Origin of the sequence: Streptomyces inhibens, from assembly GCF_003389455.1 — a bacterium.
GTDB lineage: Bacteria > Actinomycetota > Actinomycetes > Streptomycetales > Streptomycetaceae > Streptomyces > Streptomyces inhibens.
Map to the genome: position 1 here is coordinate 1 of NZ_QUAC01000164.1, position 14,083 is coordinate 14,083.

Sequence of the window (14,083 nt, forward strand, 5' to 3'; positions counted from 1 at the left end):
GGGCGGCCGCGGGGCCGCGGGTGGGGCGGCCGCGGGGCCGTAGGGGGCGGCCCGCCCGGGTGCCCCACGCCCGGCCACGTACCGCGTGACCGCCGCCACTGTCAGTGCCCGCCGTTACTCTCGCTCGTATGGCTGTCTCTACGTCCCCGGAAACGCCGATCCCGGTCGGCGAGGTGTCCCGGCTCATCGGCGGGTGGATCGACCGGCTCGGCGCGGTGTGGGTCGAGGGGCAGATCACCCAGCTCTCCCGGCGGCCCGGCGCGGGCGTGGTCTTTCTGACGCTGCGGGACCCGTCGTACGACATCTCGGTGAGCGTGACGTGCTACCGCCAGGTCTTCGACAAGGTCGCCGACGTGGTCAGCGAGGGCGCCCGGGTGGTGGTGCACGCCAAACCGGAGTGGTACGCCCCGCGCGGCCAGCTGTCGCTGCGGGCCGCCGAGATCAAACCGGTCGGGGTCGGTGAACTCCTCGCCCGGCTGGAGCAGTTGAAGAAGTCACTGGCGGCGGAGGGGCTGTTCGCGGCGGACCGCAAGAAGCCGCTGCCGTTCCTGCCGCAGCTGATCGGCCTGGTCTGCGGCCGGGCGAGCGCCGCCGAGCGGGACGTCCTGGAGAACGCCCGGCACCGCTGGCCGGCCGTCCGCTTCGAGGTGCGCAATGTGCCGGTGCAGGGGGTGCATGCGGTGCCGCAGGTGATCGCGGCGGTCCAGGAGCTGGACGCGCTGCCCGAGGTGGACGTGATCATCGTGGCGCGCGGTGGCGGCAGCGTGGAGGATCTGCTGCCGTTCTCCGACGAACAGCTCGTACGGGCGGTGGGCGCGGCGGCGACACCGGTCGTCTCGGCGATCGGACATGAGCCGGACACCCCGCTGCTGGATCTGGTCGCCGATCTGCGCGCCTCGACGCCGACGGACGCGGCGAAGAAGGTGGTGCCGGACGTGGGCGAGGAGCTGGCCCGGGTCCAGCAGCTGCGGGACCGGGCGCTGCGCGCGATCGACGGCTTCCTCCAGCGCGAGGAGCGAGGGCTCGCCGCGGCGCTGCAACGGCCGTGCATACAGCGGCCGCAGCGGATGGTCGAGGACCGCGAGGAGCAGGTCACGGCGCTGCTGGAGCGCGGCCGGCGGACGCTGGGCCATCTGCTGGACCGCGCCGACTCGGAGCTGACGCACACCCTGGCCCGGGTGGTCGCGCTCTCCCCCAAGGCGACGCTGGAGCGCGGCTACGCGGTGCTGCAGAAGCCGGACGGCACGGCGGTGCGCTCACCGCGCGAGGTCGGCGCGGACGAGGCGTTGCGGGCCCGGGTGGCCGAGGGCGAATTCACGGTGCGGGTGGACGGCGCCCCGGGCGCGGTCACACCCCCCGCATAGGACGAAGACGGACTCTTAGGGTGGGAAACATGGCAAAGGCGAAGACGGACGGCGCGGCGGACGCGGAGCAGCAGGGCGCAGCGGCCGGTGCGGAACCCCGGGCGGACGCGGTGGCGTCGGTGGACTCCACGCTCGGCTATGAGCAGGCGCGGGACGAGCTGATCGAGGTCGTCCGCAGCCTGGAGGCGGGCGGCACGACGCTGGAGGAGTCGCTGGCGCTGTGGGAGCGCGGCGAGGCGCTGGCGAAGGTCTGCCGTCGCTGGCTGGACGGCGCGCGGGCCCGGCTGGACGCGGCGCTGGCGGAGTCGTCGGGCGGGGCGGACGCGGGGGCGGAGCGCGCGTAGTCGGGAGCGGAGCGGGCCCGGCAGCGGGCGCGGCGCTCCGCCGTACACACCCCTTCCGGATCGCGGAAGGCGACTGTCACCTCATGTGAACCGGCTCACAACCACCTCGTTTTAGTTGAAACTTAATCTATCCGGATTACAGTGGTTTCCCGTAGAACCTCAACCCACGCCGACCCACCGAGGTGCCTTTATGTCTCTCGCCCTTGACACCGCCGCTCAAGACCTCCTGTTCCGTGAGGCCCAGACCGCCAACACGTTCACGGACGAGCCGGTGACGGACGAGCAGATCCAGGCCATCTACGACCTGGTGAAGTTCGGCCCGACCGCCTTCAACCAGTCGCCGCTGCGGATAACCCTGGTCCGTTCCGAGGAGGCCCGTCAGCGTCTGGTCGACCACGCCATGGGCGCCAACGGCCCGAAGACCCTGAGCGCGCCGCTGACCGCGATCCTCTCCGTGGACCTGGACTTCCACGAGAAGCTGCCGCAGCTCTTCCCGCACGCCCCGGGCATCAAGGATTCGTTCTTCTCCGAGGCCGCCGTCCGCGAGGTCGCCGGCACCCAGAACGCCACCCTCCAGGCCGGTTACTTCATCGTCGGTGTCCGCGCCGCCGGCCTGGCCGCCGGCCCGATGACCGGCTTCGACTTCACCGGTGTCGACAAGGAGTTCTTCGGCGACGGCAAGCAGAAGTCGTTCCTGGTCGTCAACATCGGCAAGCCCGGCGCCGACGCCTTCTCCCCGCGCTCGCCGCGGCTGGACTTCGACGAGGCCGTCGCCAGCATCTGAGCGGACACGCCGCACACGACGAGGCCGCCGCACCCTCCTGGGTGCGGCGGCCTCCGTGTTCTCCGTGGGCCCTCAGCCCTTCTTCGCCACCAACGCGGCGGCCAGGTCCGCAAGCCGTCCGTACGGCGCGGTGCCGGTGATGACCGTNGCCACCAACGCGGCGGCCAGGTCCGCAAGCCGTCCGTACGGCGCGGTGCCGGTGATGACCGTGGTCACGCCGGACTCCTGGCGCACCAGCGCCTTGTACCTGTCGCCCTTGTAGCGGTCCCACTTCTTGCTGCCGACGGCCTGCTTGCCCTTGACCTTGGACGCGCCGAGCGTGACCTCCCGGATGAACTTCTGCGCCGGCGCGTCGCTCTGCTCGATGGCCGCGTACTCCTGCTCCGGGTCGAGCATGCCCAGATGCCAGGCGCCGCCCTTGCCGTCGTCGCTCGCCTTGTACGAGACCGAGGTGGCACGCCAGGTCTTGGGCAGCCCCTGGGGCGCGGCGACCGGGTACGGCGCCGCCCGCCGGGCGGTGATGAGCTCGACGCGGTAGTCGACCGCCTTGACCGCGTTCTGCTCCGCGTCCGCGCCGTCATCGTGCGGGATGAAGAAATAGATCGCGCCTACAAGGACGCCGATCACTGCCAGCGACAGGACCATGTCCCGCACCGTTTGCCTGCCTCGCATACCTGCCACGCCCCTATGGTCCCCCATCCCCGCGGCGCCCCCGACAGGCCCCCCGGTGACGGCCGTCACCTGCGCCGACCGCGTGGCCTCCGACGCCCCGGCGGCCGCTCATGCGTGGGGCCCTCTGCTCATTTTGGCGGCCTGGAGATACAGTCGTACCACCCTCATCCTTCGCGGCCGTCGCCGTACAGAAAGGTGCGCTCGATGACCGAGCATCATCTCCCGTCCCAACTCGAGGTCAGCCCCGAGGCCCCGGACCGCAACCTCGCCCTGGAACTCGTCCGGGTCACCGAGGCCGGTGCCATGGCGTCGGGCCGCTGGGTGGGACGAGGTGACAAGAACGGCGCGGACGGCGCAGCGGTCAAGGCCATGCGCGCGCTGATCCACACCGTCTCGATGAACGGCGTCGTGGTCATCGGGGAGGGCGAGAAGGACAACGCCCCGATGCTCTACAACGGCGAGCGCGTGGGCGACGGCACCGGCCCGGAGTGCGACGTGGCCGTGGACCCGGTGGACGGTACGACGCTGACCGCCAAGGGCATGGCGAACGCCGTCTCCGTGATGGCGGTCGCCGAGCGCGGCTCGATGTTCGACCCGTCCGCGGTCTTCTACATGGACAAGCTCGCCACGGGCCCCGAAGCCGCCGACTTCGTCGACATCACGGCACCGGTGGCCGTGAACATCAAGCGGATCGCCAAGGCGAAGAAGTCCGCGGTCGAGGACGTCACCGTGGTCATCCTGGACCGGCCCCGCCACGACGGCCTGGTCAAGGAGGTCCGGGAGGCCGGCGCCCGGATCAAGTTCATCTCCGACGGCGATGTCGCGGGCGCGATCATGGCGGCCCGCGAGGGCACCGGCGTGGACCTGCTGCTGGGCATCGGCGGTACGCCCGAGGGCATCATCGCGGCCTGTGCGCTGAAGTGCCTGGGCGGCGCCTTCCAGGGCAAGCTGTGGCCCAAGGACGACGAGGAGCGGCAGCGCGCGCTGGACGCCGGGCACGACCTGGACAAGGTCCTGGAGATCGACGACCTGGTCCGCGGCGACAACGTCTTCTTCGTCGCCACCGGCATCACCGACGGCGAGCTGCTGCGCGGGGTGCGCTACCGCGCCGAGAACGCCTACACCCAGTCCCTGGTGATGCGTTCCAAGTCCGGCACCATCCGCCAGATCGACTCCCAGCACCGGCTGTCCAAGCTGCGTGCGTACAGCTCGGTGGACTTCGAGCGCCCCAGCTGAGCGGCGCCCTGACCACACACTTCGCCCCCGTCGGAGATTCTCCGGCGGGGGCGAAGTGGCCCATGCGCCCTGCGGCCCGGCGTGCCGGCCGAAGCCGCTGGTGCGGCGGTCAGCCTGCCGCGGGCATATGGGCCGCACGCTGGAGCTCGGTCTCCCGCCGCCGCCGGCGGGTCAGCACGACCCGTCGCTCGGCCGCGGTCAGACCGCCCCAGACGCCGTACGGCTCCGGCTGGAGCAGCGCATGCTCGCGGCACTCGACCATCACGGGACAGCGGGCACAGACCCGCTTCGCGGCTTCTTCCCTGGCAAGCCGCGCGGCGGTCGGTTCCTTGGACGGGGCGAAGAACAGCCCGGCTTCGTCCCGGCGGCACACCGCCTCCGAATGCCAGGGACCCGCCTCGTCGCGCGCAGGCAGGCGCTGGGACGGAACAACAGCGGCATCCTGCAGGGGCTGATGCGGTAGCAGCACGGTCTACTCCTGACGACGGCTTCGGCGAGAGAATCACCCTTGCCCGTCTCGCTGCGCACGGCCTTTTCGCACCCCGCAGCCGTACGAGAGACGATGCACCAGCCCTACCCGCTGTGCGCACGCTTATGCACACCGTGGCGATCGTGCGACAACGAGAAAAGAACGAGAACGGCAGCCTCAGCCGTCGGCGCCCTTACGGAAGCGGTCCCGGCGCTCGCGGTGATCCTCCCGCAGCCGCTCATGCCACTCCCACTGCTCCTGTCGCATGTGCTGATGCCGCTCGCGGTGATCCTCCCGCAGCTGCTGGCGCAGCTCCCGGCGCCCCTCGCGCAGCCGGCTGCGCAGATCGCGGATCCAGGCGCCGCGCTTGGGCTTGGCCTCCACGCTGCCCAGTACGGCATAGCCGTTGACCATCACCAGCGGGGCGTTGGCGTCCTCCGCGTCGTTCGTCTCGACCTCGAAGGCACCCAGCACGCCGGAGCCGCTGCTGCGCAGCGTGATGTTCTCCGGGACCCGGATCTCCACGCTGCCGAAGATGGCCGTGACATTGATCTGGATCTGCTGCTGCGGGAAGACCGCCTCGGTCAGATCGATCTCCACACTGCCGAAGATCGCGACCGCGTTGATCCGCGACGGGGCCTGCCAGCGGCCCTTACGGACGGAGGCGCTGAAGATCGCGACGAGGTTCTGGTCCGGGACCGGGCTGCCGGGCCCGTACGCATACGCCCCCGGGCCGGGCTGCGGACGGCTGCCACCCGCCGCGGGCAGGTCCCGGACGACGGGCTCCAGCTCGCCCATGGTCTTGGCGCGGTAGACCGTGTCGATCCGCTCGGCGTGCTCCTCGGGGTCCAGCCGGCCCTCCGCCAGCGCCTCGCGGAGGATCTCGGCGACCCGGTCGCGGTCCGCGTCGGACGCGCGGAGGTCCGCCTCGGCCACAGGCTTGGTCAGATTCACCGACTGCCGGTCCGGTCGCTGGTCCTGCTTCTGAAGCGGTCCGGTTTCGGGGCCCGGTCGTCCCCCGTTGTCTGCATCCACGGCCCCAGCGTATCGAAACGCGATAGATCGCGACCAGGGATACGCGAGGCCGGGTCGCGCAGCAACTGAGCCCTACCTCACAGCGGCGCCCGCGCACCAGGGTTCTACGCTGTTCAGGCGCTGCCGTAGATGCCAGCCGGACCCCTCCGAGTAAGGAATGACCTTCGATGCCGGAATTCGCCTACACCGACCTTCTCCCCGTAGGTGAGGACAACACGCCATACCGCCTGGTCACCTCGGAGGGCGTGAGCACCTTCGAGGCCGACGGCCGTACGTTCCTCAAGGTCGAGCCGGAGGCACTGCGCAAGCTGGCCGCCGAGGCGATGCACGACATTTCGCACTATCTGCGCCCGACCCACCTCGCCCAGCTCCGCAAGATCCTGGACGACCCCGAGGCCAGCGCCAACGACCGCTTCGTGGCCCTCGACCTCCTCAAGAACGCCAACATCGCGGCGGCCGGCGTGCTGCCCATGTGCCAGGACACCGGCACCGCGATCGTGATGGGCAAGCGCGGTCAGAACGTCCTCACCGAGGGCGGCGACGAGGAAGCCCTCTCCCGCGGTATCTACGACGCCTACACCCAGCTGAATCTGCGCTACTCGCAGATGGCCCCGCTGACGATGTGGGACGAGAAGAACACCGGCTCCAACCTCCCGGCCCAGATCGAGCTGTACGCGACCGACGGCGGCGCCTACAAGTTCCTCTTCATGGCCAAGGGCGGCGGCAGCGCCAACAAGTCCTTCCTCTTCCAGGAGACCAAGGCGGTCCTCAACGAGGCCTCCATGATGAAGTTCCTGGAGCAGAAGATCCGCTCGCTGGGTACGGCCGCCTGCCCGCCGTACCACCTGGCGATCGTCGTCGGCGGCACGTCGGCCGAGTACGCCCTCAAGACCGCCAAGTACGCCTCCGCGCACTACCTGGACGAGCTGCCCGCCGAGGGCTCGCCGACCGGCCACGGCTTCCGCGACAAGGAGCTGGAGGACAAGGTCTTCGAGCTGACCCAGAAGATCGGCATCGGCGCCCAGTTCGGCGGCAAGTACTTCTGCCACGACGTCCGCGTCGTCCGCCTCCCCCGCCACGGCGCGTCCTGCCCGGTCGCCATCGCGGTCTCCTGCTCCGCGGACCGCCAGGCCGTCGCGAAGATCACCGCCGAGGGCGTCTTCCTGGAGCAGCTGGAGACCGACCCGGCCCGCTTCCTCCCGGACACCACCGACGAGCAGCTGACCGAGGGCGCGGGCCCCGACCTCGACGCGGTCGCCATCGACCTCAACCGCCCCATGGACGACGTCCTCGCCGAGCTGACCAGGCACCCGGTCAAGACCCGCCTCTCCCTCACCGGCACGCTGGTCGTCGCCCGCGACATCGCCCACGCGAAGATCAAGGAACGCCTGGACGCCGGCGAGGAGATGCCGGAGTACCTGAAGAACCACCCGGTCTACTACGCCGGCCCGGCCAAGACCCCCGAGGGCTACGCCTCCGGCTCCTTCGGCCCGACCACGGCCGGCCGGATGGACGCCTACGTCGAGCAGTTCCAGGCGGCCGGCGGCTCCAAGATCATGCTGGCCAAGGGCAACCGCTCCCAGCAGGTCACCGACGCCTGCCACGCACACGGCGGCTTCTACCTCGGCTCCATCGGCGGCCCGGCCGCCCGCCTCGCCCAGGACTGCATCAAGAAGGTCGAGGTCCTGGAGTACGAGGAGCTCGGCATGGAAGCCGTCTGGAAGATCGAGGTCGAGGACTTCCCCGCCTTCGTCGTCGTCGACGACAAGGGCAACGACTTCTTCCAGGACCCGGCCCCGGCCCCGACGTTCACCAGCATTCCGGTGCGCCAGGCCAACTGACCGCCTGCGCCCCACAGAGCCCCTGGCATCCCCGCCGGGGGCTCTTGCCGTTGTACCGCTTCCGGCCCCATAGGGAGTCCGCCCACGCGGAGTTGTCGTAGTGCAGGAATGCAGGAATGCAGGAAAAGAGAAAATCCCCCGTACCCAGAAGGGCGCGGGGGATTCGCTCGCAGCCGGCCTAGCTCTGGTTGGCGCCGACGTTGCAGGACCACATCTCGATCCTGGCACCGGGGAAGGTCTGATTGTTCCCGGCGTCCGGGCAGCGACCGGACGACATGGAGACGAGCTCATGCGCCGGGCCCGTGGCGGGGGGCCGCGGGCTCACCCGGTAGAGCACGGTGCCGCCGGCCGGAACGGTGGCGCTGATGGTGCCGTCGGTGCTGACGTGGCTGGTGTGCGCCCACAGGTCGTTGAGGTTGTAGCCGGCGCTGCTCGCCGGGAGGCCGGCGGCCGCCGCGGTGGTGGAGATGACGGCCTGTGAGGACGTTTCGTTGAACAGGGCCACGGCGACGTCGCCGTTGGCCAGGGGGCGACGCAGCACGTTCAGGCCGTTCTCGGTGGTGACCGCCGTGCCCTGTTCGCCGCGGCTGTCCTGATTGACCGCGATGACGTCCTTGTTGAGGTAGACGCTCAGGTCCTGGTCGCTGATGGGGAAGCCGGAACCGCCGGCGGCCGCGGGGGTACGCAGGTCGGCACCCGAGATCAGCGGGGCCGCGAGCACCGCGGCGACCGAGAGCTCGGACTTCTCCTGGTCATACGTCAGGCGCTTGTTGGGGTCGTTGGAACCCGACGCAAAAGCGTAGTTTCCGGTCCCCAGCATGTCGATGTCGTTCCATCCGCCGGGACCGGCCCACTTCGCCTTGTCCAAGTCGGTGTGGATGAGTCGTCTGAGGCCGTCGAAGGAGGCGTCCCGGTCCCCGTCGATGCGCCACATGTTGGCCACGCTCTTGCCCCACTCCCAGGGGGACTCACCCTGGGCCGCGGGCTGGAGCGAGAGGCTGAAGACGATCGGACGGCCGGTCCTCTCAAGGGCGTCGCGCATGGTGCTGTCCCGGGTTTCCAGCGGCAGCTTTTCGTCGCCGGGCCGTTGGGAGGGGTCGCTGGCCGTGCAGTTGTCGTACTTGAGGAAGTCCACGCCCCACGAGGCGAAGGTATCGGCGTCCTTCTGCTCATAACCAAGACTTCCGGGGAAGCCCTGACACGTGTGGTAGGTCGGGCTCTCGTAGACGCCGAACTTCAGGCCCTTGCCATGTACGTATGCGGCGAGTTCGGCCAGGCCGTGGGGGTACTTGGCCGCATCGGGGACGAGGCGGCCTTCGGAGTCGCGGGACCGTTCCATCCAGCAGTCGTCGATGGTGAGGTACTGGTAGCCGGCGTCGCGCATGCCGCTGGATGCCATGAAGTCGGCGGTGTCCTTGACGATTTGCTCGGTTGCGTTGCAGCCGAAGGTGTTCCAGCTGTTCCAGCCCATGGGTGGGGTGAGGGCCAGGTGGTTGTCCATCGCCTGGGCGGGGCCTGCGGTGAGCAGGGGGACGCCGAGCAGGGGGAGCGTGAGGGATACGGCGGACAGCAGACGGGAGAGCACACGCATGGAGGCCTCCGGTAGGGAGTGGGGGGAGTGGGGGGTCCGGGTGGATTCCGGCCGGCGAGCCGGGGACCCGGGTGCGTTCGATCGGCGGGAGCAGCGCGGCCCGGAGGACCGCTCCGCTGCAGACCTCAGCTCTGATCCGATGTCTGACGCGGTGCGCGGGCAAGCGAACCAAAAGCAACATAAACAGTCAATGCCAGTAGCAATTCACCTTGTTGATCCAGTCAGTTCCAACAAGATGAAACGGATCTCAACGTCTGTGCTGCCTGCGGCGGCCGGTCAGGATGGCCGTGATGGCCGGTACCGGTCGCGGGCGCCGGCGACCCGCAACCACCATGATCACTAAACTGTTCGAGTGACACCGGACCTGTGTCACCTCACTCATTTCATGACCACAGGGGGATGCGAATCATGCGCAAAATGAGCCGTTCACTGGCAGTTGCCGTCACGGCCGTGGCGGTTGCCGGTATCGCCTTCGCCGGGGTCGCGCCGGCCAGTGCCGCTCCGGTTGGTGCCGCGGCGAGCAGCGCCAAGTGCGACGACATCCGGAAGGTCATCAGGCACCACGCGGACGCGGGCTACAGGTACCGGGCGCTCGCCAAGCAGGAAGCCGGCAAGGCTCACCCGAACCGGGACAGGATCGCCCAGTACAAGGCGGCGGCGAAGGCCGAGTTCGAGGCCGCCGATGCGTACCAGGTGCAGTACGCGAAGCAGTGCACGCGGTGATGTCGCTGCGGTGACGTCTCTGCGGTGACGTACGAGGGCCTGGCTCTTCGGAGCCGGGCCCTCGTACGTGCGTGCGCCGTTGGGTGAGCGGGCTTCCGTATCCGGGAACAGATCGGCGGCCGCGGGTACTGAGAGAGGTATGAGCGAAAACGGCGACTTCAGCGGATCCGGCGACGGCGACTTTGGCGGCTTCAGGACCGAGCACGACTCGATGGGCGAGGTGCGGGTGCCCGCGCACGCCAAGTGGCGGGCGCAGACGCAGCGTGCGGTGGAGAATTTTCCGATCTCCGGGCAGCGGCTGGAGCGGGCGCACATCGAGGCGCTGGCCCGCATCAAGGCCGCGGCGGCGGTGGTGAATGCCGAGCTCGGGGTGCTGGACAAGGACATCGCGGGGGCGATCCAGGAGGCGGCCGCCGAGGTGGCGGCGGGGCGGTGGGACGAGCACTTTCCCATCGATGTGTTCCAGACCGGGTCCGGCACGTCGTCGAACATGAACACCAACGAGGTCATCGCGACGCTGGCGAGCGAGCGGCTGGGCCGCGAGGTGCATCCGAACGATCACGTGAATGCCAGCCAGTCGTCCAATGACGTCTTTCCGTCCTCGATTCATATCGCGGCCACGTCCGCGGTCCTCAACGCTCTCATCCCGGCGCTGGAGCATCTGGCGGAGGCATTGGAGCGCAAGGCGGAGGAATTCGCGGGGGTCGTGAAGTCGGGGCGGACGCATTTGATGGATGCGACGCCGGTGACGCTGGGGCAGGAGTTCGGCGGCTATGCCGCGCAGGTGCGGTACGGCGTCGAGCGGCTGCACAGCTCGTTGCCGCGGCTGGCGGAACTGCCGCTGGGCGGCACGGCGGTGGGGACGGGGATCAACACTCCGCCCGGGTTCTCGGCCGCGGTGATTGCCGAGGTGGCGCGGGCGACGGGGCTGCCGCTGGCCGAGGCGCGAAATCACTTCGAGGCGCAGGGGGCGCGGGACGGGATCGTCGAGACCAGCGGTCAGCTGCGCACCATTGCCGTGGGGCTCACCAAGATTTCCAATGATCTGCGGTGGATGGCCTCCGGGCCGCGGACCGGGCTCGCGGAGATTGCGCTGCCGGATCTGCAGCCAGGGTCGTCGATCATGCCGGGGAAGGTCAATCCGGTGATTCCTGAGGCGGTGCTGATGGTCGCGGCGCAGGTCACCGGGAATGACGCGGCGGTGGCGGCGGCGGGGGCGGCCGGCAATTTCGAGCTGAATGTGATGCTTCCGGTCATCGCGCGGAATGTTCTTGAGTCCATTCGTCTGCTCGGCAATTCCGCGCGGCTGCTGGCGGATCGTACGGTCGACGGGATCACGGCGAATGTGGAACGGGCCCGGGAATACGCGGAGTCGTCCCCCTCCGTCGTCACGCCGCTCAACAAGTACATCGGGTACGAGGAGGCGGCGAAGGTCGCGAAGAAGTCGCTGGCCGAGCGGAAGACCATTCGTCAGGTGGTCATCGAGGGCGGCTATGTCGAACGGGGGCTGCTGAGTGAGGAGCAGTTGGACGAGGCGCTGGATGTGCTGCGGATGACGCATCCGTAGCGGGCATCCCATGAGGCGCACGCACCCGCCGTACTCGTCCGTAACGGCGCAGGGGGCGCGCGTTACCGCGCCCGTAACGCCCGGTGCGGCTCATGTCACGGCGGGCGTAATGCCGCGGCTCTAAGATCTGCGCATGACAGCGGACATGGTGGACACGACGGAAGGCGAGACGGCCGGCGGACGCGGGACGGCCGGGGCGAGGCGGGCGGCGGACGGTGCGGCGGCAGCGGAGCACTGGGCGCCGGGGGACCATATCCTGTGGCGCTATCGCGACAACGCCGATGCCCGGCAGTTCCACATCTGTCGGCCGATGACCGTTGTCCAGGACACCGAGGAGCTGCTCGCGGTGTGGATGGCGCCCGGCACCACCTGCATCAAGCCGGTGCTCGCGGACGGTACGCCGGTGCACCGTGAGCCGCTGTCCACCCGCTACACCAAGCCCCGCCGGACCGCCCACGACCGCTGGTTCGGCACCGGGGTGCTGAAGCTGGCCCGGCCCGGCGACCCGTGGTCGGTGTGGCTGTTCTGGGAGCGTGGCTGGCAGTTCAAGAACTGGTACGTCAACCTGGAGGAGCCGCGCCGCCGTTGGACGGGCGGCATCGACTCCGAGGACCATTTCCTCGACATCTGTGTCTATCCGGACCGGCACTGGGAGTGGCGGGACGAGGACGAGTTCGCGCAGGCGCAGCGGGACGGGCTGATGACGGCGGCGCGGGCCGCCGAGGTCAGATCCGCCGGCCGGGCCGCGGTCGCACAGATCGCGGCGTGGGGCGGGCCGTTCGCGGACGGCTGGGAGGACTGGCGGCCCGATCCCGCCTGGGAGGTTCCCCGGCTGCCGGAGAACTGGGACCGTGCACCGGATTGTTTGCGGTCGTGAGGGAGTGAAGTGAAACAACGTGAGTGAAGGGGGCGAACCGTGGAAAGGTGCGCCTATGGGCGAAGCTGTTTCTCGCCGGGCGAGGAGCGGGGCCGAGCCCCCTTGCTGCGCCCCGGGTCTTCAAACGTAGGATCGTCCTCCGCAAGACTGCACAGGCGCAACTCCAGAACTGGAAAACGAACTTGACCGCGGTCGCAGGAGGGGCGAGGTCGTGAGTGCGACTAGCTACGACGGATACGAGGGTCTGAACCGGTTAGCGCTGGACCGGGCCGGTCAGGCCGAGGCGTTCGACGCGATCGGAGACCGGTACAACGAGGCCTTTCCGCACAAGGAGGGCCAGATCGCTTCGGGCGCCTGGCTGGCCGACGCGCTGCCGGACGGCTCGCGGATCCTGGACCTCGGCTGCGGCACGGGGCTGCCGACCGCCCGTCAGTTGTCGGACGCCGGGCACCGCGTCGTAGGAATCGATCTCGCCCCCTCGATGGTCAAACTGGCCCGGGACAACGCCCCGGGCGCCGAATTCCACCGGCTGGACATCGCCGATCTGCGCGGCGGCCGACTCGGCGGCCCCGGCTCTTTCGACGGTATCGTCGCTTATTTCTCCCTTCTGATGCTGCCCCGTGCGGAAATCCCTTACGCACTGGGCATGCTGCATGATCTGCTACGACCGGAGGGGCTGCTGGCCCTGTCGATGGTCGAGGCGGATGTGGACGACTTCACGATTCCGTTCCTGGGCAACTCGATCCGGGTATCGGGTTACCTGCGGGACGACCTGCGCCGGGTCGTGCACGACGCGGGTTTCGACGTCGTCGGGGAGGATGCGTACGCATACGCCCCGGCGAGTACGGACGTACCACCCGAGATCCAGCTCTTTCTGCACCTGCGACGCGCCTGAGACGCAGCGCGTTGGGCGCGCCCGCACAGGGCGGCGCGCTCGGAACGCGGAGCGTCGGGCGCGCAGCCCCGGACGGATGGAATCCCACGCGTGACGGAGCACCCCACCTCCCACGAATCGCGGCGGTCGGCCTCGACCGCCGCGCCCTCGGCGTCCCCTGCTCGGGGACCGGCCGGGACGGCGCCGCTCGGCGCGGTGCCCGACCCGCGCAGCGCTCTGCAGCAGCCTGCCGTGACCGGGTTCGCCCCGGTTCCCGGCAGCGGCTTCGCGGTGCGCGGCGGTGACGACATCGGTCTGGCCGGTGCCGCCGTCATAGCCTCGGCGGGTCCGCATGCCGGGCACGCCGATGACGAGCCGGTCGCGGACCATGGCGCGGCGCGGCGGGACCCGGCGGCGGAGGCGGAGGGCACTGCCGCCGGTCACTCCAGCGGGCCTGCCGCGCCACGCGCCGCCGGTCATGACGACGATCATTTCGCCGGTCGTTCCGGTCATGCCGGCGCGCGGGACGATGCGCCGATCCCGTGCGGTGAGGCGTACGGCGACTCTTACGGGGAGGTGGCCATGCCCGCGAGCGGGCGGCCCGGCGGCGCGCCGGATGCGGAGCGGGAGACGGCGCGAGCCGGTCGGCGGGTGGCGCAGGGCGCGGTGGGTCGCGTCGAGGCGCCCGAGCCGGGCGAGGAGCCGC

Annotated in this window: 11 protein-coding genes and 3 pseudogenes; 10 read left to right on the forward strand and 4 right to left on the reverse strand. The window is 69.8% G+C overall.

Going from position 1 to position 14,083, the window contains the following annotated elements:
- Positions 1-128 precede the first annotated feature (128 nt).
- The 3 genes from xseA (at position 129) to DY245_RS20975 (ending at position 2,492) form a co-directional block, all read left to right on the forward strand.
- The gene (gene xseA, locus DY245_RS20965; RefSeq protein ID WP_181923788.1) at positions 129-1,364 is read left to right on the forward strand and encodes an exodeoxyribonuclease VII large subunit; all 1,236 of its coding nucleotides are present in this window, start codon (positions 129-131) and stop codon (positions 1,362-1,364) included.
- Between the two features lie 29 nt (positions 1,365-1,393).
- A complete protein-coding gene (locus DY245_RS20970; RefSeq protein ID WP_128508786.1) occupies positions 1,394-1,708 on the forward strand; it encodes an exodeoxyribonuclease VII small subunit in 315 nt (104 codons plus the stop codon).
- Positions 1,709-1,898: 190 nt separating this feature from the next.
- A complete protein-coding gene (locus DY245_RS20975; RefSeq protein WP_128508787.1) occupies positions 1,899-2,492 on the forward strand; it encodes a malonic semialdehyde reductase in 594 nt (197 codons plus the stop codon).
- Between the two features lie 148 nt (positions 2,493-2,640).
- On the opposite strand, the pseudogene DY245_RS20980 reads toward DY245_RS20975, so the two are convergent.
- Positions 2,641-3,164: pseudogene (locus DY245_RS20980) on the reverse strand (DUF4245 domain-containing protein); the annotation flags it as partial.
- A gap of 204 nt (positions 3,165-3,368) precedes the next feature.
- Between DY245_RS20980 and glpX the strand changes: the two are divergent.
- Complete coding sequence (gene glpX / locus DY245_RS20985) at positions 3,369-4,400, forward strand: class II fructose-bisphosphatase (protein ID WP_128508789.1); 1,032 nt, start codon at positions 3,369-3,371, stop codon at positions 4,398-4,400.
- Positions 4,401-4,509: 109 nt separating this feature from the next.
- On the opposite strand, the gene DY245_RS20990 is transcribed toward glpX, so the two are convergent.
- Together DY245_RS20990 and DY245_RS20995 are read right to left on the reverse strand one after the other, a co-directional pair.
- Complete coding sequence (locus tag DY245_RS20990) at positions 4,510-4,869, reverse strand: WhiB family transcriptional regulator (protein ID WP_128508790.1); 360 nt, start codon at positions 4,867-4,869, stop codon at positions 4,510-4,512.
- A gap of 324 nt (positions 4,870-5,193) precedes the next feature.
- Positions 5,194-5,904 (reverse strand): annotated as a pseudogene (locus DY245_RS20995) (DUF1707 SHOCT-like domain-containing protein); the annotation flags it as partial.
- Between the two features lie 167 nt (positions 5,905-6,071).
- On the opposite strand from DY245_RS20995, the gene DY245_RS21000 reads away from it, so the two are divergent.
- On the forward strand, positions 6,072-7,745 hold the full coding sequence (locus DY245_RS21000; protein ID WP_128508791.1) for a fumarate hydratase: 1,674 nt from the start codon (positions 6,072-6,074) through the stop codon (positions 7,743-7,745).
- Between the two features lie 178 nt (positions 7,746-7,923).
- On the opposite strand, the gene DY245_RS21005 is transcribed toward DY245_RS21000, so the two are convergent.
- Positions 7,924-9,336 carry a glycoside hydrolase family 27 protein gene (locus tag DY245_RS21005; RefSeq protein WP_128508792.1) on the reverse strand — a complete coding sequence of 471 codons (1,413 nt, stop codon included), beginning with the start codon at positions 9,334-9,336 and terminating at the stop codon, positions 7,924-7,926.
- Between the two features lie 399 nt (positions 9,337-9,735).
- Between DY245_RS21005 and DY245_RS21010 the strand changes: the two genes are divergently transcribed.
- The 5 genes and pseudogenes from DY245_RS21010 to DY245_RS21030 form a co-directional block, all read left to right on the forward strand.
- Entirely contained in the window at positions 9,736-10,059 is a 324-nt protein-coding gene (locus DY245_RS21010) for a hypothetical protein (RefSeq protein ID WP_128508793.1), read from the forward strand.
- A gap of 139 nt (positions 10,060-10,198) precedes the next feature.
- A complete protein-coding gene (locus DY245_RS21015) occupies positions 10,199-11,626 on the forward strand; it encodes a class II fumarate hydratase (RefSeq protein WP_128508794.1) in 1,428 nt (475 codons plus the stop codon).
- 133 nt (positions 11,627-11,759) lie between these two features.
- Positions 11,760-12,503, forward strand: coding sequence for a cytidylyl-2-hydroxypropylphosphonate hydrolase (fomD, locus tag DY245_RS21020; protein WP_425329419.1), 744 nt, complete (start codon positions 11,760-11,762; stop codon positions 12,501-12,503).
- A 211-nt stretch (positions 12,504-12,714) separates the two neighbouring features.
- Positions 12,715-13,398, forward strand: a complete 684-nt coding sequence (locus DY245_RS21025; RefSeq protein WP_128508795.1) for a class I SAM-dependent DNA methyltransferase — start codon at positions 12,715-12,717, stop codon at positions 13,396-13,398.
- Between the two features lie 90 nt (positions 13,399-13,488).
- Positions 13,489-14,083, forward strand: a pseudogene (locus tag DY245_RS21030) (SpoIIE family protein phosphatase); the annotation flags it as partial.

Coding starts and splice junctions, on each gene's coding strand:
- DY245_RS20970 (WP_128508786.1), top strand. CDS start 1,394: ATGGCAAAGGCGAAGACGGACGGCGCGGCGGACGCGGAGCAGCAGGGC.
- DY245_RS20975 (WP_128508787.1), top strand. CDS start 1,899: ATGTCTCTCGCCCTTGACACCGCCGCTCAAGACCTCCTGTTCCGTGAG.
- DY245_RS21015 (WP_128508794.1), top strand. CDS start 10,199: ATGAGCGAAAACGGCGACTTCAGCGGATCCGGCGACGGCGACTTTGGC.
- DY245_RS21005 (WP_128508792.1), bottom strand. CDS start 9,336: ATGCGTGTGCTCTCCCGTCTGCTGTCCGCCGTATCCCTCACGCTCCCC.
- xseA (WP_181923788.1), top strand. CDS start 129: ATGGCTGTCTCTACGTCCCCGGAAACGCCGATCCCGGTCGGCGAGGTG.
- glpX (WP_128508789.1), top strand. CDS start 3,369: ATGACCGAGCATCATCTCCCGTCCCAACTCGAGGTCAGCCCCGAGGCC.
- DY245_RS21010 (WP_128508793.1), top strand. CDS start 9,736: ATGCGAATCATGCGCAAAATGAGCCGTTCACTGGCAGTTGCCGTCACG.
- fomD (WP_425329419.1), top strand. CDS start 11,760: ATGACAGCGGACATGGTGGACACGACGGAAGGCGAGACGGCCGGCGGA.
- DY245_RS21000 (WP_128508791.1), top strand. CDS start 6,072: ATGCCGGAATTCGCCTACACCGACCTTCTCCCCGTAGGTGAGGACAAC.